This window comes from Arenibacter sp. S6351L, from assembly GCF_023016025.1.
GTDB classification, from domain to species: domain Bacteria; phylum Bacteroidota; class Bacteroidia; order Flavobacteriales; family Flavobacteriaceae; genus Arenibacter; species Arenibacter algicola_B.
The window spans coordinates 58,719-80,632 of the sequence record NZ_JALKBB010000028.1 but is presented as its reverse complement, the minus strand read 5'-3'; the positions used below and the strand labels follow the sequence as shown (position 1 = coordinate 80,632).

The 21,914-nt window shown below is 39.8% G+C and carries 19 protein-coding genes; 9 read left to right on the top strand and 10 right to left on the bottom strand.

The window, feature by feature from the left end:
• Positions 1-321: 321 nt before the first annotated feature.
• Entirely contained in the window at positions 322-882 is a 561-nt protein-coding gene (locus tag MWU82_RS19420; protein ID WP_215946115.1) for a sigma-70 family RNA polymerase sigma factor, read from the bottom strand.
• Between the two features lie 76 nt (positions 883-958).
• Between MWU82_RS19420 and MWU82_RS19415 the strand changes: the two genes are divergently transcribed.
• Both MWU82_RS19415 and MWU82_RS19410 read left to right on the top strand, forming a co-directional pair.
• A complete protein-coding gene (locus tag MWU82_RS19415) occupies positions 959-1,318 on the top strand; it encodes a rhodanese-like domain-containing protein (protein WP_215946114.1) in 360 nt (119 codons plus the stop codon).
• Positions 1,319-1,384: 66 nt separating this feature from the next.
• A complete protein-coding gene (locus MWU82_RS19410; protein WP_215946113.1) occupies positions 1,385-1,795 on the top strand; it encodes a PH domain-containing protein in 411 nt (136 codons plus the stop codon).
• 85 nt (positions 1,796-1,880) lie between these two features.
• Here MWU82_RS19410 and MWU82_RS19405 read toward each other — a convergent pair whose 3' ends face one another.
• From MWU82_RS19405 to MWU82_RS19395, 3 genes are read right to left on the bottom strand one after another with little or no spacing between them, the layout of a single operon-like run.
• Positions 1,881-3,911, bottom strand: a complete 2,031-nt coding sequence (locus MWU82_RS19405) for a M3 family metallopeptidase (RefSeq protein ID WP_215946112.1) — start codon at positions 3,909-3,911, stop codon at positions 1,881-1,883.
• Positions 3,912-3,960: 49 nt separating this feature from the next.
• Positions 3,961-4,461 carry a 5-(carboxyamino)imidazole ribonucleotide mutase gene (purE, locus tag MWU82_RS19400; protein WP_215946111.1) on the bottom strand — a complete coding sequence of 167 codons (501 nt, stop codon included), beginning with the start codon at positions 4,459-4,461 and terminating at the stop codon, positions 3,961-3,963.
• A 14-nt stretch (positions 4,462-4,475) separates the two neighbouring features.
• Positions 4,476-5,630 carry a 5-(carboxyamino)imidazole ribonucleotide synthase gene (locus MWU82_RS19395; RefSeq protein WP_247097619.1) on the bottom strand — a complete coding sequence of 385 codons (1,155 nt, stop codon included), beginning with the start codon at positions 5,628-5,630 and terminating at the stop codon, positions 4,476-4,478.
• A gap of 144 nt (positions 5,631-5,774) precedes the next feature.
• On the opposite strand from MWU82_RS19395, the gene MWU82_RS19390 reads away from it, so the two are divergent.
• From MWU82_RS19390 to MWU82_RS19380, 3 genes are all read left to right on the top strand, one after another.
• Positions 5,775-6,890 carry an adenylate kinase gene (locus MWU82_RS19390; RefSeq protein ID WP_215946109.1) on the top strand — a complete coding sequence of 372 codons (1,116 nt, stop codon included), beginning with the start codon at positions 5,775-5,777 and terminating at the stop codon, positions 6,888-6,890.
• Between the two features lie 165 nt (positions 6,891-7,055).
• Positions 7,056-8,057: a GTPase ObgE gene (gene obgE / locus MWU82_RS19385; RefSeq protein ID WP_215946108.1), complete on the top strand. Its 1,002-nt coding sequence runs from the start codon at positions 7,056-7,058 to the stop codon at positions 8,055-8,057.
• Positions 8,058-8,222: 165 nt separating this feature from the next.
• Positions 8,223-8,750, top strand: coding sequence for a DUF4136 domain-containing protein (locus MWU82_RS19380; protein ID WP_215946107.1), 528 nt, complete (start codon positions 8,223-8,225; stop codon positions 8,748-8,750).
• Positions 8,751-8,860: 110 nt separating this feature from the next.
• Here the strand turns inward: MWU82_RS19380 and MWU82_RS19375 are convergent, their stop codons facing one another.
• The 4 genes from MWU82_RS19375 to MWU82_RS19360 form a co-directional block, all read right to left on the bottom strand.
• A complete protein-coding gene (locus tag MWU82_RS19375; RefSeq protein WP_215946106.1) occupies positions 8,861-9,235 on the bottom strand; it encodes a DoxX family membrane protein in 375 nt (124 codons plus the stop codon).
• A gap of 78 nt (positions 9,236-9,313) precedes the next feature.
• Complete coding sequence (locus MWU82_RS19370) at positions 9,314-15,394, bottom strand: alpha-2-macroglobulin family protein (RefSeq protein ID WP_247097618.1); 6,081 nt, start codon at positions 15,392-15,394, stop codon at positions 9,314-9,316.
• 207 nt (positions 15,395-15,601) lie between these two features.
• Complete coding sequence (locus MWU82_RS19365; protein ID WP_247097617.1) at positions 15,602-16,387, bottom strand: SDR family oxidoreductase; 786 nt, start codon at positions 16,385-16,387, stop codon at positions 15,602-15,604.
• Positions 16,388-16,432: 45 nt separating this feature from the next.
• A complete protein-coding gene (locus tag MWU82_RS19360; RefSeq protein ID WP_215946103.1) occupies positions 16,433-16,750 on the bottom strand; it encodes a cupin domain-containing protein in 318 nt (105 codons plus the stop codon).
• Between the two features lie 312 nt (positions 16,751-17,062).
• On the opposite strand from MWU82_RS19360, the gene MWU82_RS19355 reads away from it, so the two are divergent.
• The gene (locus MWU82_RS19355; RefSeq protein ID WP_215946102.1) at positions 17,063-18,424 is read left to right on the top strand and encodes a Mur ligase family protein; all 1,362 of its coding nucleotides are present in this window, start codon (positions 17,063-17,065) and stop codon (positions 18,422-18,424) included.
• A gap of 138 nt (positions 18,425-18,562) precedes the next feature.
• A complete protein-coding gene (gene murI, locus MWU82_RS19350; RefSeq protein WP_215946101.1) occupies positions 18,563-19,354 on the top strand; it encodes a glutamate racemase in 792 nt (263 codons plus the stop codon).
• A gap of 18 nt (positions 19,355-19,372) precedes the next feature.
• On the opposite strand, the gene MWU82_RS19345 is transcribed toward murI, so the two are convergent.
• Positions 19,373-19,879: a dihydrofolate reductase gene (locus tag MWU82_RS19345; protein WP_215946100.1), complete on the bottom strand. Its 507-nt coding sequence runs from the start codon at positions 19,877-19,879 to the stop codon at positions 19,373-19,375.
• Positions 19,876-20,265 carry a 2TM domain-containing protein gene (locus MWU82_RS19340; RefSeq protein WP_215946099.1) on the bottom strand — a complete coding sequence of 130 codons (390 nt, stop codon included), beginning with the start codon at positions 20,263-20,265 and terminating at the stop codon, positions 19,876-19,878. Before MWU82_RS19340 ends, MWU82_RS19345 begins: the two co-directional genes overlap by 4 nt.
• A gap of 56 nt (positions 20,266-20,321) precedes the next feature.
• Here MWU82_RS19340 and MWU82_RS19335 point away from each other — a divergent pair, with 56 nt between their 5' ends.
• Both MWU82_RS19335 and MWU82_RS19330 read left to right on the top strand, forming a co-directional pair.
• A complete protein-coding gene (locus tag MWU82_RS19335) occupies positions 20,322-21,404 on the top strand; it encodes an aminotransferase class V-fold PLP-dependent enzyme (protein ID WP_247097616.1) in 1,083 nt (360 codons plus the stop codon).
• Positions 21,405-21,558: 154 nt separating this feature from the next.
• On the top strand, positions 21,559-21,855 hold the full coding sequence (locus MWU82_RS19330; RefSeq protein WP_215946097.1) for an isoamylase early set domain-containing protein: 297 nt from the start codon (positions 21,559-21,561) through the stop codon (positions 21,853-21,855).
• Positions 21,856-21,914: the final 59 nt, after the last annotated feature.

Here is a 21,914-nt window from a genome sequence, read left to right as displayed (position 1 = left end):
TTAGAGCTGGAGACTCATATTCGGGGTTTTGTTTTATCTAAAATACGAATTAATATGCTGAATATCAAGTATTTAATATACCTCTGAAGGTGCCTTTTTAAGTCCTTGATTTTAACTTCGTTTTCATCTTTTCCTTTTCCTCAATGGGAAGCGTCTTAATGTTGGCTTGTGAGCAGAGAGATGTTAGTTCGGTATTTTTTTTGGAAAAGGTTTTACAGGTTTTGCAAAACAATACGTGAAGCTTAATCTTGATTTTCTCCAAGAAAGAGGCTTCCTTATACTGAACTTTAGTACAAATTATTTCAACGTCCTTACAGCTTTTCATATCTTGAACCAATTGTTGTTTAGGCAATCCATGAGAACAGTTCTTGCTCTATGGAGGATTACCCAAAGATTAGACGGATTGATGTCTAGCTCCTTACATACCTCTTCGGTACTGAGTCCGTTTATTGTTTTTAGGGTAAATGCCAAAGCGTGTTTTTTGGGAAGCTTGGCTATACAGTCTTGAATGGCCATGCCCAATTCCTCATTTTCTATTTGGCTGTTTTCCAATATACTCATGGGGTCCGCCACCTGTTCCTCCAAAAAGTTGCTATCGGCCTCACTATTTTGGTTTTGGGTAATGCGGACCATAGATTTCGCCTTTTTGGAATTTATTTTGCGATAATGATCAATTACTTTCCTTTTTAGGATAGAGATCAGCCAAGTGCGTTCAGCGGCCTCCCCTTTAAAATTTTTTGCAGATTTCAATCCGGCAAAAAAAGTCTCCTGTACCAAATCTTTGGCAATTTCAGAATCGCTTACCCGGCTTACCGCATAGTTAAAGAGGTAATCGGAATAACTATCGACCCAAATATCCGGATTTAATTCTTGTTTTGTCATTCATCTGTTTGTCGTTTCAAAAATAAGTGATTTTTTTCTGAAGAAGAATTCTTATTTTTGATTAAGCAAATAAGTTATGAGAACAATATTTCTTTTTTTGGTAGTACTGGTACTGCAAACGGGCTGTTCCCAAGAAAATAAGGACAAAATGCCTATAAGCGACTTTAAGCAGGAATTATTGGATAACGCTATTTTGGTAGATGTTAGGACTCCTGAGGAATTTAGTGCGGGACACTTGGAGAATGCCGATAATATAAATTGGTATGATGCTGATTTCTCGGAACGTTTTAAAACAGTGGACAAAAACAAAACTATTTATGTATATTGTAAGATGGGCGGACGCAGTGCGAAGGCACAGGAAAAGTTGAAATCCTTGGGCTTTACCAATGTTGTTAACCTGGAAGGGGGATATGATGCCATTAAGGCGAACAATTAAACCTAGGATATCGGCTATACAATAAAGACCATATTTGGCATACGATGTCTGGGCAATTTATTGGTTATGATAAGATATAAGTCAAAAATTGGTTGGATTCTGGTAGTAGTAATCCTGATTTTGCTTTTAGCTCCTATTTTCCAGTTGTTGAAACACTCTTTAAGTATTGGCCCCATATTTTTGTTATTGCCTTCACTTTTTATTGGTTACATATTTATATCTACCTATTATGAGATTGGTAATGGAGTTTTAAGGGTTAAAAGTGGATTTCTGCTCAACCGTTCCATTCCAATAAGTTCTATAACAAAAATTGAGGCTACAAAAAATCCCATAAGTGCACCGGCCACTTCCTTTGACAGGCTGGAGGTGTTTTACAATAAATATGAAAGCGTCATCATTTCCCCTAAAGGGAAACGCGCATTTATAGCCCATTTAAAACAGCTAAATCCCAATATTCAGGATAATACGGGATTGTAAATTGTTTACTCTGTTTCAAGATAAAATGGAAACAGCGGGATATCCCTTTAGCGGTTTAGATTATTGCCTTAACCGAAACCTGTAATTAATTGGAAGTCTCAGCCAACAGGCCTGCCCTTTTTAACAAGGCCTCTATCTTTGGTTCGCTCCCTCTAAAACGTTTGTACAATTCCATAGGCTTTTCGGTTCCGCCTTTAGACAGTACATTGTCCTTAAACTTAGTGGCCACTTCTTGGTTGAAAATACCTTTCTCCTTAAAGTAGGCAAAGGCATCGGCATCCAATACTTCCGCCCACTTGTAGCTGTAGTATCCAGAAGAATATCCACCTTGAAATATGTGGGAAAATGAAGTGCTCATACAGGTTTCGGGACATTCCGGGTATAGATCTGTTTGCTCAAAAGCTTTTACTTCCTGTTCCTTTACGTTGCTGATGCCGGATGGATCCGTGCCATGCCAAGACATGTCCAATAAACCAAAACTTATCTGTCTAAGCGTGGCCATTCCTTCTTGGAAGGTGGCCGAGTCTTTTATTTTTTGTACTAAATCCATTGGTATTACCTCGCCCGATTCGTAATGCATAGCAAATAATTCCAAGGCTTCTTTTTCAAAGCACCAGTTTTCCATTATCTGACTAGGAAGTTCCACAAAATCCCAATAAACAGAAGTGCCGGACAGTCCGGGATAAACCGTATTTGCCAACATGCCATGCAATCCGTGGCCAAACTCATGGAACAAGGTAGTAACCTCATTAAATGTGAGCAAGGAGGGTTTGCTAGCAGTAGGTTTGGTGAAATTGCAGACATTGGAAATATGTGGGCGTACATTAATTCCATTTTGAACGTATTGGGTCTTGTAGGATGTCATCCAGGCTCCCCCACGTTTTCCAGGTCTAGGATGGAAATCTGCATAAAACAGGGATACTAGGTTTTTGTCCTTATCGTAAATGCGATACGTTTTTACATCCGGGTGATATTTGTCAACATCAAAAACTTCTTCAAATTGCAGGCCGAATAATTTTTCGGCTACCTTAAATACCCCAGCGATTACATTTTCCAATTTAAAATAGGGTTTAAGCTTTTCGTCGTCCAGGTCGAACAGTTTTTGCTTTAATTTTTCGGAATAGTAGGCGCCGTCCCATTTCTGTAAACGATCTATGTTATCCAATTTTTTGGCAAATTCTTCCAACTCGGCAAATTCTTTCTTAGCTGCCGGTTTTGCTTTTTCCAACAATTCGTTAAGAAATTGGTGGACCTTTTCAGGGGTTTCTGCCATACGTTCCTCCAATACATAGTGGGCATGTGTTTTGTAGCCAAGCAAATTGGCCCTTTCATGGCGAAGGTTGGCAATGTTTATTATGTTTTTCTGATTATCCAATTCATCGTTATGAAAGCCTTTGCTGCCAAATGCAATGGAAAGTTCCTTCCTTAATTTCCTATTGCTGGCATATTTCATAAAAGGAATATAGCTGGGATAATCCAAGGTAATCAACCAGCCGTCTTTGTCCTTTGATTTTGCCAATTGCGCAGCTGCCTCTTTTTCCCCTTCAGGAAGACCGTCCAAATCTTCCTCATTGGTAAGGTGCATTTCATATTTGTTGGTCTCGGCCAAAACATTTTCCCCGAATTGAAGCTTAAGTTTAGACAGTTCGGCATCAATTTCGCGTAGGCGCTTCTTTTTGTCCAAGGGCAAATTGGCACCGTTCCTACTAAAGCTTTTGTATTTTTTGTCGAGAAGGGTTTGTTCCTCGGTGGTCAATTCCAGATCATTCCTTTGGTCGTATACCGCTTTAACCCGCTTAAATAAATCCTCGTTCAGGGTAATGTCATTGCTGAATTCCGACAATAGGGGAGATACCTCCTGGGCTATTTTCTGAATTTCCGGATTGGTCTCAGCAGAATTCAAATTAAAAAAGACGCTGGATACCCTATCCAATTGTTGTCCGGCAAAATCCAAGGCAGCTATGGTATTCTCAAAAGTAGGAACCTGCTTGGAGTTTGCAATGGCATCAATTTCTGCCCTGGCATCCTCAATGGCCTGCAAAAATGCAGGTTTAAAATGTTCGTTTTTTATTTTTGAGAATGGTGCTGTATCAAATGGGGTCAATAATGGATTCATATGAGGGTATTGCGTTTTTTTTAATGGTAAAATGATTTGTAAAGACTGTTTACTTTTTAAGGTTTGCTTTTTTCATTTCCTCGGCTCCGTCCATGACCTTTTGCTTTAAGCCTTCTTTGTATAAGATAATTTTGTCCAGGACACATTTGTCCGAGCTTCCAATGATCTGGGCTGCCAGTATTCCGGCATTTTTTGCGCCATTAAGAGCTACTGTCGCCACGGGAACACCGCCGGGCATTTGGAGAATGGATAGCACGGAATCCCAGCCGTCTATGGAATTACTGCTTTTTACGGGAACACCTATAACAGGTAAAGGGGACATGGATGCCACCATTCCTGGTAAATGTGCTGCACCGCCTGCACCGGCAATAATTACAGAGTACCCATTTTTATGGGCATTCTTGCTGAAATCGAACAATTTTTCCGGGGTACGGTGGGCAGAGACAATATCGACATCTACCTCAATATCAAAACCTTTTAATATATCAATGGCTTCTTGCATAACAGGGAGGTCGCTGGTACTTCCCATAACTACGGCTACTTTACTCATATCATTGAAAATTTTTATTCGCTAATCACTTTTATTGTATTCTTGACTTGTTCGGCTATTTTTCTTGCCTCCTTAATGTCGTTGTTCACTATGGTAACATGGCCCATTTTTCTGAAAGGCCTGGTCTGTTTTTTACCGTAAATATGAGGAGTAACACCATCCAGGCTCAAAATTTCCTCCATATTTTCATAGACCACATTTCCTGTATGGCCTTCTGCACCTACTAAATTCACCATTATGCCGGCAACTTTACTGGCCGTATTTCCCAAAGGAAGGTCTAAAATGGCACGGATATGTTGTTCAAATTGGTTGGTATAACTTGCTTCAATACTGTAATGGCCACTGTTGTGGGGTCTTGGGGCTACTTCGTTTACCAGAATTTTATCGTCCTGGGTCTGGAACATTTCCACGGCCAAAAGTCCAACATGCTTTATTTTATGGGATAGTTGAAGCGCTATTTCCTGGGCTTTTTCGGCGACTTTGGCATCTATACGTGCGGGACAAATAACATATTCCACCTGATTGGCTTCGGGGTGGAATTCCATTTCCACTACGGGATAGGTTTTAACTTCACCGCTGGCACTCCGTGCTACTATTACCGCAAGTTCATTCTTGAAATTTATCATTTCTTCTGTGATGCATTCCCCAGCAGGCAGACCGTTCAGATCTTCCAGTTTACGAACTACCTTAACCCCCTGACCGTCATATCCAAATTGTGTGGCTTTCCAAATAAAAGGGAATTTTAGTCCGCCATTGGCAACACTGTCTTCAATCTCACTTTTATAAGCGAAACGCTGAAAATCTGCAGTGGGGATATTGTTGTCCACATAAAACAGTTTTTGTTTTGCCTTGTTCTGAATAATGCGCAGTGCTCTAGTGGGCGGAAATACTTTCAGACCTTCATCCTCTAATTTTTCCAGGGCATCAAGGTTTACGTTCTCGATTTCTATGGTAAGCACATCTACTTTTTTGCCAAGCGCATAAACCGCCCCAAAATCCATTAAATCGCCCTTAAAAAATTCATTGCAGGCTATTTTGGAAGGAGCTTCGTCGGACGGGTCCAATACCTTGGTGTGGATGTCAAATTTTCTTGTTTCGTACAAAAGCATTTTACCTAATTGACCGCCTCCTAGTATTCCTAGTTTAAAATCAGAAGAAAAATAGTTCATTGGAAATGATTCGCTTGTATTAAAGTAGATTGTATATTAGGAACAAAAATACAGCTAAATCTTAGAAACTAGGCCTAGACCATTAAAAAAGAGAAATCAAAGTGCTATATTTGGCATCTTGAATTTATTATAAAAACATTAGTCTTGATTAAGCTACACGACAAATATTTTAAGCCTTTTATAAGTGAAGGTGAGATTATGGCCGCGATTAAAAAGATTGCGGACCAGGTCGCTGTGGATTACAAGAAGGAAACTCCCATATTTGTGGGTGTCCTAAACGGGGCATTTATGTTCGTTTCCGATTTTCTAAAGGCCTATCCACACCCTTGTGAGGTTTCCTTTGTTCGTTTAAGCTCCTATCAGGGACTTACTTCTACGGGAATTGTGGAATCGCTCTTGGATGTTCCGGAAAATATTGAGGGCAGAAGTGTTATTATCCTGGAAGATATTATAGATACAGGTAGGACCGTTAAAAAATTAATAGACCTATTTTCCAATACCAAGGTAAAGGAATTTAAAATTGCCACCTTGTTTTACAAATCAGAAGTGTATAACGGGGAGTATGATATAGACTATTTTGGTTTGAAAATCGAAGATAAGTTTATAGTAGGCTATGGATTGGATTATAATGAATTGGGAAGAAATTTAAGAGCAGTATATCAACTAAACCAAAAGCACATGATAAACCTAGTTTTGTTTGGAAAACCTGGTGCAGGAAAGGGCACGCAGGCTTCATTTTTAAAGGAAAAGTATAATTTAAAGCATATTTCAACCGGAGATGTCTTTCGTTATAATATTAAGAATGGTACCGAACTGGGAACACTGGCAAAGTCATATATAGATAAAGGTGAATTGGTGCCGGACGAGGTTACCATTAAAATGCTACAGGATGAGGTGGAGAAAAACCCCGAAGCCAGCGGATTTATCTTTGACGGTTTCCCAAGAACTACGGCACAGGCCAAAGCATTGGATGATTTTTTGGTAAGTAAGGAGATGAGGATCGATGCTACTATTGCCTTGGAAGCCAATGATGAAGTATTGATACAAAGATTATTGGAACGTGGTAAAGTTAGTGGTAGAAGCGACGACCAGGACGAAAAAATGATCCGTAACCGTTTTGATGAATACAATGAAAAAACAGCTCCCTTAAAGGATTACTATGATGATCAGGGGAAATTTCATAGTGTCAACGGAATAGGTTCTATAGAAGACATTACAAGCCGCTTGGCAAAAGTAATAGAGGAGCTGCAGGCAGTCTAATTTCGGGGTGTACTGAAATTTATACTCCCAGTAAAGAGGAATTGCCTTGAAAAATGCCCCAGGGGTTCTTATAATCTGCCCACTCATAATTTCTTGGTTTAAAAGTTGAACTACAGGAATTTTGTAGTCCTACTTTGACAGAACTTGGAATAATAAACTAAAAAAATGACGGAAGGAAATTTTGTGGATTATGTTAAAGTGCACTTGGAATCCGGTAACGGAGGAAAAGGTTCAGTGCATTTGCATAGGGAAAAGTTTATCACAAAAGGAGGGCCAGATGGTGGTGATGGTGGTCGTGGTGGTCACATTATTGTCCGTGGCAATAAAAATTTATGGACCCTGTTGGGTTTTAAGTTCACCAGAACTTTTAGGGCCGGTCATGGGGAGCATGGCAGTAAGAACCGAAGTAGTGGTGCAGACGGACAGGATGTGTATTTGGAGGTGCCATTGGGGACTGTTATTAAAGATGCTGAAACCCTAGAAGTTTTAATGGAGATTACCGAGGACCAGGAAGAGAAAATTCTTTTGGAAGGAGGCATGGGAGGTCGTGGTAACTGGCATTTTAGAACAGCTACCAACCAGACGCCAAGATACGCCCAACCCGGTATAAGTGGCCAGGAATTGGACCTTATCATGGAGTTGAAAGTATTGGCCGACGTAGGTTTGGTGGGTTTTCCAAATGCTGGTAAATCTACCCTATTATCCGTTCTTACCTCTGCCCAGCCCAAGATAGCGGATTATGAATTTACGACCCTAAAACCCAATTTGGGGATTGTGGAATACAGGGATTTTAAAAGTTTTGTTATTGCGGATATTCCCGGTATTATAGAAGGGGCAGCCGAGGGAAAGGGTCTAGGACATTATTTTTTAAGACATATAGAGCGTAATTCAACTTTGCTGTTCCTGATTCCTGCAGACAGCAAGGATATTTCCAAGGAATATGAAATCCTGTTGGACGAGCTGCGCAGATATAATCCCGAACTATTGGACAAGGACCGGTTGATCGCCATCTCCAAAACAGATATGTTGGACGAGGAGCTTATTGCAGAAATGAGGATTGAACTGGATAAAGATTTCAAAGATGTGCCCTATATGTTCATATCTTCCGTGGCCCAAATAGGGCTGGTGGAACTTAAGGACAGATTGTGGGCCATGTTGAATAAATAGCCCAATTATTTTTTATATATCCATATGCTCGTTTTTAATAGTTGTAATACCCTGCGTTTTAACGAATACTTGCCCTCATAAAAAACGGCATAATATTTTTCACTATTTTAGAGTCTATTTAGGAAATAACAATTTCTTAAGCAGGCTCTTATAAAAATTGGAATAATGAAAAGTATAATCCCATTCTTACTCTTGCTCTTTTTAGTTTCCTGTAGTGCTATTCGTGTAAATTATGACTATGATCGGGACACTGATTATTCTAAATATACTACCTATAACTACTATTCGGACATGGATACTGGTTTAAGTGAATTGGATGCCCGGCGATTATTAAGGGCCATTGATTCTACTATGCGGGGAAAAGGTTTTTTGTTATCCGAAGAGCCTGAATTTTTAATTAATATTTTGAGCAGTTCTTTCCAGGCCCCTAGAAATAATACCGTAGGGGTAGGTATAGGGGGTACAGGGAGAAACGTTGGTGGTGGAATGACAATTGGTATTCCGGTGGGAGCAACGAATGTGGAACGGGAAATTCAGTTCGATTTTGTAGACAGTCAAAAGGATGAACTTTTTTGGCAGGCCATTACAGTAAGTAGTCTAAGGGAAAACAGTTCTCCCAGTGAAAGGGAAGATAAAATACAGGCATTGGTGACCAAAACTCTTGAAAAATACCCGCCTAAAAGTAGAAAGTAATCCATATAGCCTCTGTAAAGGTTATAATGTTATTCGTTAAAATATTATAAATAAGAAGCGGGAGCCGTTATGGCTCCCGCTTCTTATATTCTATGATGTTATTATAGAGGTTATGGTCTCAGTATGTCTTTATATCTTTCTTTGTAGGCGTACAACATTACTATATTAAGAACAAGCAATACCAAAGTTAGGCCAATGGAACCTGGTTCCAAAAATGCATTGAACAATAATGCATTCACAGAGACGGTCATCAGTATAATCATCATTAACGCACCAAATTTATTGGTCAATAAGGAAAGTCCTGAAAGAATCTCCACTATGGCTACCACATAAAGGGTATTGGTGCTCATTAAGGCGGAAAAATAGTTCATGGCAGCTTCGGACATTTGTCCTGCCGGCATAAAATGTAAGAATTTATTCGCCCCGAAGACGATCAGAAAAATTCCAAAAACAAAGCGCAAGGCAATAAAGAAGGTAGAGTTCATAATTCGTTGATTTTAGGTTAGTTATTTATGAATTTATGAAAAAAAGCAATACCTTTTTAACAATATTTTATTTTTTTGTTATTCTATAAGAATCCTCACTCCCTCGCTATGACTACTAAATTCGGGGGCATACATACTCTGAATGGTGGAAATTCCGTTGCTGAAGTCCCCGGCATTGTTGACCCTTAAGTCATATTCGAACACAAATATTCCTTTGGGCAAGTAGTCGAAAAAGAAATTGGTACTGGCATCTTTTGTGCTTTCATAATATCCCAGGCCATCTTGCCATTTATAGCTGGAAAGCACATTTATGGGTTCCATTCCCGCGGCCCTCATATCTTTCATGTGTACAAATTCCATTGGTCTATCTGCCCTTAATTCAATTCTTATACGAACTAAATCGCCAACATGTAAAGCTGTTTTGCCATTAATTTCAGACAATACCTCACCTGTATCCGTGTTCTTTTTTAGGAAGACTTTCTTTTTTAATTTCAAAGGTGTATCGGCAGGGGTTATTTTGTCCAAATCTTCAAAATATTGCCAGTACAAAGCTCCCCAAGCAATGCCGTCCCCTTTTTTGTTCAGTTGAACCTCTGCCATTTTTGGACTTATTTCGTTTTTGCTCCAGGAGGTTTTGTAATATCCGGTTCCGGCTTCCACTTGTACATTTTCGAGTTTGGAGGGTTCAATTTTTTTACCTCCAACCAGGACGTCTACAGCTTCTGTTACAGACAACCATTCACTTCCCCTTAAAAGTAGGGCATATACTGCATCAGTGGTAGCTTTGGTAGTTTTCCATTGATTGGTCTGTTTGTTCTTCAATAGCCAAATTTTAAGATTGTCAACTGTTTTAATATCATCTTTAATTTCAGAAAAGGCTTCTATTAACAGGGATTGGGTCTCAATTGGTGCTTGGTACCAATACCAGGAATTACTATTTTCTTTCCAATACATTCCTAATTCATCACTCAAAATACTATTTTCCTCCAAGGACTTAATTATTTTATTGGCTGTAGCTGTATTTCCGTTTCTATGGAGAATTAGGGATAGTAGCCCTTTTGAATACAAGTCCCTTTTTACCCAATATTTTTGTACCTGGCTGGTGTAGTAATCCATAATTTCAGCTACTTTTTTGGAAACCTTGATGTCTGGAAAATAACTGCGCATATACATATAATGTATTTGGGTATGGCTCAAATGGTCATTGTTAAGGTCTGTGGCGTATTTTTTCATTTGCTCGTATTCTTTCACAAACTCATCGTCCAAAAAGGCAACCGCATTTTTTATTACTTGCTGTTCCTTGGTATTGCTGTTCTTTCCAATCCCGGATTTTTCCTCACTTCCACTGGGTGGTATAAGTTTTTTGAGATGCCCTAGGCCGGTAACAATATGTTGGGTAATAAATCGGTTTTCGGGGCCTCCCTTGAACCAGGCCCAAGCCCCGGACGACATTTGATTCTGAACAAGTTTATTGAAGGCATTGTCTTGATCATTTTTCAATTTGTTGAGATCGAAGAGCAGTGCTATTCGTTTCTTTTGTTCAGTTTCAGATTGTGCATCGCGCAGCCATGGTGTTTCCTGGATTAAAATGGATTTTAATTCTTCATTTTTTTCAAGGTTGCTCAATAAGGCATCGGAATTGGCCCATTGGTTAAATACCTGTTGTATTCTTGGATTGGAATTGGCAATATACCCTCCCAAAGTGTTGGCGTAATATCTCGAAAATATTTGCTCGTTACAGTCATAAGGATATTCCATTAAGTAAGGCAGAGCCTGAACGGCATACCATGCCGGATTGGAAGTTATCTCCAAGCTAAGTTGATGATGCTTTAGGGTAGTGGAGGTAGTGTTCTTTAATTTATCCAAAGTAAATGTCTTGGTTTCATTTCCCCGCACCCACATTGGCAGGGTTTCCGTGACTAACATTCGGTTAGAGAGTACCGGAAGTACATTTTGTTCTCCGTCGCTAAAATTACCCGCCTTGGCCATTACCTTGTACTGTACGGCTCCAATTCCTTCGGGAATTTTCAAGTTCCAGGACACTTGGGTATTTCCCATTGCATCTACAGTAAATGTATTTTCGGGCATAACAGTTCCGGAAAGTGGGTCACTGATCAATAATTCCCGGGTAATATCCTTTCCACTAAAGGCATCTGCCAATTCCAACCTGGCATTGCCACTGAGCAATTTGTTGGTTAGATTCGCAATTTTGGTGCTGATTGTTATTTTATCTCCCTCGCTTAAGAAACGGGGTGCATTTGGGGTAACCATTAATTCTTTTTGCGTAACGGTTTCCAAGGTGGACGTGGCGCTTTCCATGGACTTGGTATGTGCCAGTAGCTGTAGCTTCCATTTGGTCAAAGCTTCAGGGGTAGTGAAACTAAAGGAAACATTCCCGTCTTTATCGGTGAGGAGCTGGGGAAAGAAAAAGGCAGTTTCCTGAAGGTTTTTCCTGTATTGGATATCGTCAAAGCTATTTTTGTTGTCATTCTCTATTGGGGCAATTGGGTTATTGTTCCCCTTGTTTTCCGGGGCTGGTGCTGCACTGCCGGTTACTGCGGTTTCCTCCAAGGATTCACTTTCAGCTAACTCGGCCCTTTGTATACCTGGTGCACTACTCTTCATCACCATTCTGTCATATAGGGCATAGCTATATCCAAAGTGGAAACCGAACCAATCAAAGGAGTCATAATCTTGAGGGTCATAACTAAATCTATCTCCAAAATTTAGATAGGTATTAAAGGAGGTAATCCCGTAACTTTTATAGGCATTGAGGTGTCTGTGGGAGTAATATTGCCCCCTGTAGTTCGGGGAGAAATTCCAATGATGTCCTTTAAAGGCATCCAAAGAGGCATCATACATACTTGCCAACAGTTCGGCAGTTACCTTATCACCTTTGGGGCCTTTAATATTAAAAGACCAGGTTTCCTCTTTGCCAGGCTGCAGCTTATCCCGAAAGGTAATTGTTTCAATTTCTAGTTCAGAACTGGGATAGGGGACAGTAATAGAAAGGCTACCCGATTGAAAGGCGTTGTATGCGGAGAAGCTATAATTTATGGCAAATCCACCCAAATCATCGGCGGTAACCGGAATTTCAATGGTCTTTGAGTTATTGTGCAATTCAATTAGGTGTGTTTCTACTATTTTACGATCCTTTTCAATGAATAAGGATATGGTGAGGTCTTCCGCAGCGGAGCGCAAAGTAAGTTTTGCTTTTTCTCCAATGGCATATGAGTTTTTATCGGTCTTTATTTGAAAAAGCTGATTATCCGCTGGTAGCTTGTCCTTATCACTGTAAAAAGTAGTTTGCGTAATGTCCTTTACCAGTTGACCAAATTTGTCCTTTGTTTCCAGTTCAATGACATATTTACCGGACAACCATTTTTTTACGTTGCCCATGTCAATTTCCTTGGATTTTCCTGTGTCAAAGCTGGATTTCCAAACCAATTCCCCTTTTTCCCAAAAGGCTGGATTATCTTCCTTGCCAAAGGCATCATGGGGAAAAAGTTCCTTGAATTTGGTTTTTCCAAAGCCATCATAATCCGGAGCAGCCCAAGGTCTTGGTCTAAGGACATTGTTTGGGGCCTTTAGTTTATACATTTTTAGGCTTCCTTGCGCTGCAACAAACTCACCGTTAAGGTTATAGCTGGAAATGGTTATCTTAGGATTTTTGCCATCCTTGTTCAAAGGATCATCAATTTGAATATCGGCCGTTAGCGCATGATACCCCACGTTGACCATGGTAGTTGCACTATGGGTCTCGCCATTGAGGTCCGTAACATCTGCTGTAACCTCATAATTGAAGGTGGGCATATTTTCCTTGGCAATACTTAGATCTGGTATGGCTTTGAAGTTAATCTCGTATTTACCGTTGGCATCGGTAACCGTTTCGCCATGGGCAATCTCTTGAGGGGTCCCATCAAAATAAGGCAGGTGCCAATAATACCATTTAGGGTAGTACACCACTCGCCTAACGGTATAGCTTACCTTGGCGCCTGTAATAAGGCTTCCTGCGTAGGCCTTGGCCGTTCCCTTAACGGAGATGGTATCGTTTACCCTGTACGTCTCTGTAATGGATTCCAGTGAAGTTTCAAATTTGGGACGCTTGTATTCCTCCACTGAAAAATAACTATTGCCGCTAATGTCAACTTCTTCGGAATCCAATTTCAAATAATAATTCCCTGTAAGCCTATTATTGGGTAAAATGAATGTGCCTGAAATGGAGCCATAATCATTGGTTCTAAATTCCTGTTGGGCAACTTCTTGGTGATTAACATCCATAAGGCTTACCGTTAATTTGGTATTGGTAAGCACGGAGGATTTATCGTCTTTTTGAACCATTGCCAACCCTTTAAAATATAGGGGTTGTCCCGGCCTGTAAATACTTCGGTCCGTAAATAAAAAACAGGAGTATAGGTTGTCTTCCTCCCCTTGGTCATATTTGGCATTAACATAAAAATCTTCAAAGAAGGCCTCTTCATTTTTGGTACCGATAAGGATATCCACGTTGTTCCAGCGCTCGCTGGATAAGGGAAGGGTTACCAACCCTTTCTCGTCGGAAACCAAGGTCTTGGTCAGGATGGGTCTTTCGTAGTTTTGTTGATAGGAAAATTTCAGGGTAGCTCCGGATATGGGTTTTCCACTATTGCGATCAATTACCTGAAAGTTATGGTCTGTACTGGTTTGCCCCTCCACCAATGCCAGATTGGTGACTTGGATAGGACTATAGGCGAAGGTGTTTTCGGAATCGGCATAAGGGGTAGCCAAAATAATGTACGACCCGTTACTTAACTCTGGCAATAGGATTTCAATTTTGTGGGATTGATGATCATTTTCGTTGATAAGCTTGGTATCCCAACTCTTGACTTCCGTGAGTTTTTTAATAAAAGCCAATACTTTTTCCTCGGGATAAAGACTGTTGAGCTGCTTTATCTCCTTTTGGGAAATCTTACGGGCCGATAATTGAAGTGTATGGAGATTTTTGTATTCTACGAGTAAACGGGAAGGTAGGTTGACAGGTACATGTCGTTCCCCGGTCAATTGTAGGTCTCTGGATAAAATCTCCGATTTTAGTGCCTTACATTTTTCGGCGCCCCTACTGTTTGGAAACTGTTCTATTACAGATTCACATAAGGCCATAGCCTCTTTCTGCTTCCATCTGTGCTCGTCTTTGATGTTAGGTTGATAACTGTTGCCCCATTCGCGGTACAACATGGCAATTTCATATTGGTATAACGCCGAGTTTTTATTGTTTTTAATGGATTCGGCGGTGTTTTGCAAAACCTCCAGGTACTGTTGGTCCTTGTTGGGAAATACCGCATTTTCCTTAATATACCTCAGACGTTCAATATCCATATCTACATATGCTTCATCTTTAGGTTTATGGAAATCCAAGAGTTGCTGATAGAGCATTAGGGCCCTGGATTGTAAGGAAGTCTTGTCCCTGGTGCTAATTTGTTGTTCAACAAATTGTTTTCCCTCGCATAAAATTTCTGGGTTGTCCAATTCAAATTTGTCTGCCGGACGTGTAATGCTGTTTTCACTAGTCTTATAAAAATTCAATGCCGAATGGGCCAAAAGATCAAATAGGGTTGGCCGGTATATCTGGGAGCCTTTTTGTTCATTAAGTATTTCTTTATAAGCATCCACTTTTAGCTGTTGTAACTCTAATGGCTTTTGCAATGAAGCATCAAAATGCACACTTATTTCATGGAAAATAGTGCTAAGATCCCAGGTTCTAAAATCAATACTATCCACTTTTTCCTCTGTAGTTGTCCTGTCGTAGAATTGATATCTATTTTGTTGAAAATATTGCCAATACATATTTGCCAAATAACCTTCCAAGATATTCTTGGTTGGGAATTGACTTTGGTCTATTTCTTTTTTAAAATCGCGTACAATTTTTAATTGGGCGTCCTCCTCCAAGTTTAGCGCATATTTGGAGGTGTATAAAAGTGACCTTATGATCTGAACGGAATTCTGTTCTTTTTTGGCCTTTTTTGAGATTAAGGTCACTATGTCCAATGCGGATTTGGTCATGGCCTCATTCTCCAATTTTTGTACCCTTTGCCATAGGGAGGAATAGGAATCGTTGGTAGATTGGGATTGTCCCATTTGTGAGAACAGGATTAAGGTGAATATTGTTGCTATCTTTTTCATTTTTATTAATATATATAACAAAATTGGTGTTTATTTCATGGGGTTGCAATCCATAATGAGTGAAACACTCTTTTAAGTGAGTAAACATGTCATGAAGTGACTAGATGCAAAAAGAATACCAACGTTGCTTTATTGGTGTAGGGATTTTTTTTGTATCCATGGAAGCCTTGGCCCCTCTGGGCTGCTTTTTGTCTTTTTGCCAGCCGTTTAAAGCGACTTTAGCAAACCACCATCAATGGGAATATTGGTGCCTGTTATAAAAGAGGCGTGTTCAGAGGCCAAAAAAGTAACCAAATGGCCATATTCCGTTGGGTCTCCAAATCGCCCCACAGGTACATTGGAGAGCATTTGGTTTTCAACTTCAGTAAGAGGAATACCCAAGGATTTGGCCTTGGCACCATTAAGTTGCTTTAGTCTTTCCGTGTTAAAATAACCCGTTAGGGTGCAGTTTGCAGTGATGTTGTATTTGCCTACATCGGAAGCCAGGGTTTTGGACCAGGTAACAACAGCGGCACGTATGCTATTGGAAAGGGCCAAATAGGACAGGGGCTCCTTTATTGAAACTGAGGCAACATTGATAATACGACCATATTTCTGGGAAATCATTCCTTTAAGTGCCTGTTCAGTGGTAAATACCACGGTCTTAAAAAGAAGGTCAAAAGCTTCCTGATAATCATCGATCTTTTTGTCCAGGGCACCTCCTGCCGACGGTCCTTGGGTATTGTTCACCAAAATATCTACCGTGTTGGTTTTAAAGAAGGTCGCTATACTTTTCTTATAGGCATCAAAATTGGAATAATCTACCACCAAATACTGGTGTTGTTGTCCGCTATCCGTAGGCAGATTGGATATCAGGGATTTTAACTGTTCCTCACTACGGGCCATGACGGTTACGCTTGCACCACTGGCAGCCAATTGTTGGGCAATGGCCCTGCCGATTCCACGGCTACTACCGCCGACCAATGCTTTTTTGTTTTTAAGTGATATCTTCATCTTGCTAATATGTTTTAACACTATGCCAGTGGGACAAAAGTGGATTTATTTGTATTCTTCCCTTGTGGGACTAAAAACATCCATCAATTTACAGGGGGTAAGTGCTAGACCGCTATGTGAAACGTGGGGTGGAATTATTACCAGATCCCCAGGTTCATAGGTCTTGGTAATGCCGCCAAGGGTAAATTTAAATTTCCCTTCCAATACCTGCATTACCTGCTCATTCATGTGTGCATGTTCGGGAACTTTGGCTCCGGCTTCCACCTCCCAAAAAGCTAGACTCATATTTTGGGTGTGAATAAGTTTGCCGTGGTAGCCGGGCATAATTTCCTTGGGGACAATTTCGGCAAGTTTTATTTTCATGGTTAGTGTTCTTTGGTACTAAATTAAAAAATATTCAGGGTTCGGATATAGTTTTTAATCTTATTCCCGTCTTTATTCCTGAGATCCGTATTTCATAAGCCGTAGGTTCCTTGAAATACTATGGTTGAACCAACCCTTCCTGTTTGTAGGGGTATCTGGTTAATTGCCCAGACCCCTGAATCTGTTCCTTTAAAGGGGTAGGGTTTGTTCTGGGGTTTGGTCATTTATTTTTCTTAATGCATAAAACCGCACGATAACTTTTTTTGATAGCCTTGAACAATGATTATCTTTACCCCTTAAACCGATCTTTTCATGCACATTCATTTTATTGCCATCGGGGGCAGTGCTATGCACAATTTGGCTTTGGCATTACATCATAAGGGATATATTGTTTCAGGTAGTGATGACGTAATTTTTGAACCTTCCAAAACTAGGTTGGAAGCTAAAGGGCTATTGCCGGAACAATTCGGCTGGTTTCCAGAGAAATTGAACTCCAATTTGGATGCCGTAATTTTGGGTATGCACGCCAAGGCAGACAATCCTGAGCTGTTAAAAGCCCAGGAATTAGGATTGAAAATATTTTCCTATCCCGAGTTTCTTTACGAACAATCCAAAAATAAGACCAGAGTGGTCATAGGAGGGAGTCATGGCAAGACCACCATTACTTCTATGATATTACATGTTTTAAATTATCATGATATAGCTGTAGATTTTATGGTAGGTGCCCAGTTGGATGGGTTTGACCGAATGGTACATCTTACCGAGGAGAACGATTTTATTGTGTTGGAGGGTGATGAATATTTGTCTTCCCCCATAGATAGGCGCCCGAAATTTCATCTTTACAAACCCAATATTGCCCTGTTGAGCGGTATAGCCTGGGATCACATTAATGTATTTCCTACGTATGACAATTATGTGGAGCAATTCCGGATTTTTGTGGATAGTATTGTAAAAGGAGGAAGTATTACCTACAATGAAGAAGATTTGGAAGTGGATAGGGTGGTAAAAGCTTCTGAGAACAGTATAAGAAAGCTCCCTTATAACACTCCCGAATACACTGTTGAAAATGGACAAACCATTTTGGAAACCCCGGAAGGTCCTATGCCTATCGAAGTTTTTGGAAAGCATAACCTCAGTAATTTGGCAGGGGCAAAATGGATATGTCAAAATATGGGAGTGGATGAAGACGATTTCTATGAGGCCATTGCATCCTTTAAAGGCGCTTCCAAAAGATTGGAAAAAATTGCTGAAGGTAGGACCTGTGTCGCTTATAAGGATTTTGCGCATTCCCCCAGCAAAGTTATGGCTACTACCAATGCCGTTAAAGAGCAGTATCCGGAAAGAAAATTAATTGCGTGCTTGGAACTGCACACCTATAGCAGTTTTAACCCGGAATTTTTAAAGGAGTATAAAGGTGCCTTGGAGGCAGCAGATGTAGCGGCGGTATTTTACTTGCCTGAATCGGTTAGGATAAAGAAGCTTAAGGAGGTTACACCGGAACAAATATCGGAAGCCTTTGTTCGGGACGATTTGCAGATTTTTACCGATGCGGAAGATTTCAAGAAATTTGTGTTTGGTCAGGAATATGATAATTCCGTACTGCTTTTAATGAGCTCTGGGAATTATGGTGGATTGAATTTGGAAGAGGTAAAGGTGTTGGTCGAAAAGTATTAGGCAGCTGATCTTTTGGTTGTATTGAATCAAGGGAGATAAAATAAACTGTGGGGAAGGGGGAGTTTTATTTCCCAAAAAGGACTACTCCAAAAAGCAATATTAATGTAACTTTATGGCTGTTTAATCTTTTTATTTTAAATGAATAAAGAACCCATAGGTATTTTTGATTCCGGCATTGGCGGCACCTCCATATGGCGGGAGATCAACAGAGTTCTTCCCTATGAATCCACTATTTATCTGGCCGACAGCAAGAATGCACCCTATGGAGAAAAATCGAAGGAACAGATACTTCAACTTAGTATAAAAAACGTTGAGCTACTTCTGAAAAAGGGATGTAAACTTATAGTGGTTGCCTGTAACACGGCTACCACCAACGCTATTAAGGAGCTTAGGGCCAGTTATAACATCCCCCTTATCGGAATTGAGCCGGCGATTAAGCCTGCCGCCCTAAATACCAAAACCAAAACAGTCGGAGTATTGGCTACCAAGGGTACCTTGTCCAGTGCTCTATTCAATAATACTTCGGAAATACATGCCAGTGGTATAAAGGTACTCGATCAAGTTGGCACTGGGCTGGTTGAGCAGATCGAGAAAGGGGAGATTAATTCTTCCAAAACTAGGGAGTTGTTACAAAATTATCTGGATCCCATGTTGAGTCAAGGTATGGATCAATTGGTATTGGGCTGTACACATTATCCTTATTTGATTCCTTTGATAAAGGAAATTTTACCCAATAATATTAAGATAATCGATTCTGGTGAAGGAGTGGCCAGGCATACCAAAAATGTACTGCAGCAATTTAATTTATTAAATAGCCTACATCAAGAGGATATTGAGCATCAATTTTTTACAAATGGGGATATCTCCGTTTTAAAGGCCTTTTTAAAGGATGTTAAGGTTCATTATAAAGCGCAATATTTAGATTTTTAACTAATTCACTTTTACTCTTTATTGATCCTTTTCTTTTTTTATATAGGTTAAATAGGTAAAATCATATTTATGTTTCTCATCCTTGGGGTGGTATTCCTCTTTTGATAATTGCCATTTATCTTTGTCGAATTCAGGAAAAAAGGTATCCGCATCAAAGGTTCCATGCACCCTGGTCAGTTCTATTTGGTTGGCGTATTCCAGCCCCAGTTTATATATTTCACCCCCACCTATAATAAAGGATAAGGGGTCTCCTTTTACAAGATTCAAGGCCTCTTGTATGGAGTGTACTACTATGCAATCTTCATGTTTTACCTTGTAGTTCCGATCTCTGGTTATGATGATATGGGTTCTATTGGGCAAAGGTTTGGGGAAGCTCTCAAAGGTTTTGCGTCCCATGATTATTTTGTGCCCTGAGGTGAGGCTTTTGAAGCGTTTAAAATCATCGGGTAAATGCCACAGCAGGTCGTTGTCCTGTCCCAAAGCGTTGTTCTCCGCAGCGGCGGCTATAATGGATAGAATATTCACTCTTCTTTTTTTTTATTGATGTTGGATAATGGAAATTCCGTTTCAATCTCCTTCTGCAATTCGGCTATTTTTTGCTTCTGTTTCAGGACCAATTTTTCCCTTTGCGCCCTTTCCCAATCCAGACCCATAAATTTAGTGGTGACAAATACGTTAAAAATATGTATTGCGAACAAAAAGGCCCAAAAGGTAATGGCCCAGACAAACCAGTTGTACTCCACGCCATACTTTAATATTTTGTTGATGATGACCATGAATACACTGCCTATCAAAAACACAACAAAATGATTATAAAGTCGCTTTTTTTGCTTTATTCTCGTTTGGGCATGTTCCAAAAGTTCATGCTGTTCTAATTCTATAAGTGACTTTTTTTTATTCTTGGAGAACATCCTAATTCCTATCTTTAGGCAAAGATACCATAAATACAATTTTTACCTGATTTGATATGCAAAAGATTATAAAGCAATTCCCAGTTTTAAGTCAATATACCTATGTCGATACTGCAACTTCTGGCCTTCTTTATGACGGTCTTCTGGACTGGCGGCAAGAACATGATCTTGATTTTCTTATTGGAGGAAGTAAAATGAAGATGAAAGGTCACGTACTTATTTCTGAAACTCGAAATACTATTGGAAAATTCTTTGGCTGCAAAGCTGATAATGTGGCACTGGTCCCCAATTTTTCAATCGGGCTTAATTTATTGTTGGAAGGCATGGAGGCTAGAAGGAACGTATTACTGTTGGAAGGCGATTATCCTTCCGTGAACTGGCCTTTAGAAAGTAGGGGGCATACCATTTATTATCTTAAGGTGACGGATTCTTTGGAGGAAAATATTTATGATAGGATAAAAAAGGACAACATTAATGTCTTGGCGCTTAGTTTGGTGCAGTGGTTAAATGGGATCAAGATAGATCTGGAGTTCCTGAGAAATTTGAAAAAAGATTTTCCGGATCTATTGATCATTGCTGACGGTACGCAATTTTTGGGCACTGGGATTTTTAACTTTGAGGATTCGGGCATAGACGTACTGGGAGCCAGTTCCTATAAATGGTTGCTTGGCGGTTATGGTAACGGCTTTATGTTGTTTGCAGATGGCACTCACGCCAAATTCAAGTGTAAGTCTACTGGTTTTAATGCTGCGGATGGGAATATGGAAGCTAAGGAGAAGGTTTCCTTCGCAAAGCAATTTGAGCCAGGACATTTGGACACTTTCAATTTTGGGAGTCTAAACTATTCCTTGGGGTTTCTTTCGGACATAGGAATGGATGCTATTTCCGACCAGATCAAAAAGCTTTCCTTAAAGGCAAAGGGCGCACTTGAAAATTTAGGTCTGTTGGAAGAGTCCGTGGTCAAAAGAAAAGAACATAGTTCTATATTTAATATCCGGGGGGATAAGGATTTGTATGCCAAGTTTATGGATCACGATGTGGTTTGTGCACAACGTGGAAATGGCATTCGTTTAAGTTTTCATTTCTACAATACAGAAAATGAGATAGATAAGATTATTGGAATCTTAAAAAGTAGGTAGGCATTGTTGTTTACTTGGGAATTTTATCTGTTAAAATTATCAAAGAAGGTCAATTGTTAAACTTATTTTAAGAAAATGATAAAAATGATATTGGTCATTGGGAATGAGGCATTTAATGGTGTAATTTTGCGCTTTAATCTAAAATATAGAGGTTATGGGAATTACAAAACAATATTTAAAGAGTAAGCCAATATGCAAGGTAACTTTTTCTGTACCTGCTGAGGATGCAAAGAAGGTGGCTGTAGTTGGGGATTTTAATGATTGGAGCCCAAAAGGAAGTGCATTGAAGAAATTGAAAAACGGAACCTTTAAGGGAACTTTCGATTTGCCAAAAGAAGGTACATATGAGTTTAAATATATAGTAGACGGCAATTATGTTAACGAGGCTGAGGCTGATCGTTACCAATGGAACGAATTTGCCGGTGCTGAGAATTCAGTATTGGAACTCTAATTAATCGATATCCGATACCATTGGAATCATATTTTCAATGGTGTCGGATTTATTAAGGT

What these genes read in the sequence shown, in the direction of transcription:
- MWU82_RS19365 (WP_247097617.1), bottom strand. Translation starts at nt 16,387, where the DNA reads ATGAAGATATCACTTAAAAACAAAAAAGCATTGGTCGGCGGTAGTAGC.
- MWU82_RS19370 (WP_247097618.1), bottom strand. Translation starts at nt 15,394, where the DNA reads ATGAAAAAGATAGCAACAATATTCACCTTAATCCTGTTCTCACAAATG.
- MWU82_RS19420 (WP_215946115.1), bottom strand. Translation starts at nt 882, where the DNA reads ATGACAAAACAAGAATTAAATCCGGATATTTGGGTCGATAGTTATTCC.
- MWU82_RS19340 (WP_215946099.1), bottom strand. Translation starts at nt 20,265, where the DNA reads ATGTTCTCCAAGAATAAAAAAAAGTCACTTATAGAATTAGAACAGCAT.
- MWU82_RS19415 (WP_215946114.1), top strand. Translation starts at nt 959, where the DNA reads ATGAGAACAATATTTCTTTTTTTGGTAGTACTGGTACTGCAAACGGGC.
- MWU82_RS19375 (WP_215946106.1), bottom strand. Translation starts at nt 9,235, where the DNA reads ATGAACTCTACCTTCTTTATTGCCTTGCGCTTTGTTTTTGGAATTTTT.
- MWU82_RS19410 (WP_215946113.1), top strand. Translation starts at nt 1,385, where the DNA reads ATGATAAGATATAAGTCAAAAATTGGTTGGATTCTGGTAGTAGTAATC.
- purE (WP_215946111.1), bottom strand. Translation starts at nt 4,461, where the DNA reads ATGAGTAAAGTAGCCGTAGTTATGGGAAGTACCAGCGACCTCCCTGTT.
- MWU82_RS19355 (WP_215946102.1), top strand. Translation starts at nt 17,063, where the DNA reads ATGCACATTCATTTTATTGCCATCGGGGGCAGTGCTATGCACAATTTG.
- obgE (WP_215946108.1), top strand. Translation starts at nt 7,056, where the DNA reads ATGACGGAAGGAAATTTTGTGGATTATGTTAAAGTGCACTTGGAATCC.
- MWU82_RS19380 (WP_215946107.1), top strand. Translation starts at nt 8,223, where the DNA reads ATGAAAAGTATAATCCCATTCTTACTCTTGCTCTTTTTAGTTTCCTGT.
- MWU82_RS19330 (WP_215946097.1), top strand. Translation starts at nt 21,559, where the DNA reads ATGGGAATTACAAAACAATATTTAAAGAGTAAGCCAATATGCAAGGTA.
- MWU82_RS19335 (WP_247097616.1), top strand. Translation starts at nt 20,322, where the DNA reads ATGCAAAAGATTATAAAGCAATTCCCAGTTTTAAGTCAATATACCTAT.
- MWU82_RS19360 (WP_215946103.1), bottom strand. Translation starts at nt 16,750, where the DNA reads ATGAAAATAAAACTTGCCGAAATTGTCCCCAAGGAAATTATGCCCGGC.
- MWU82_RS19405 (WP_215946112.1), bottom strand. Translation starts at nt 3,911, where the DNA reads ATGAATCCATTATTGACCCCATTTGATACAGCACCATTCTCAAAAATA.
- murI (WP_215946101.1), top strand. Translation starts at nt 18,563, where the DNA reads ATGAATAAAGAACCCATAGGTATTTTTGATTCCGGCATTGGCGGCACC.
- MWU82_RS19395 (WP_247097619.1), bottom strand. Translation starts at nt 5,630, where the DNA reads ATGAACTATTTTTCTTCTGATTTTAAACTAGGAATACTAGGAGGCGGT.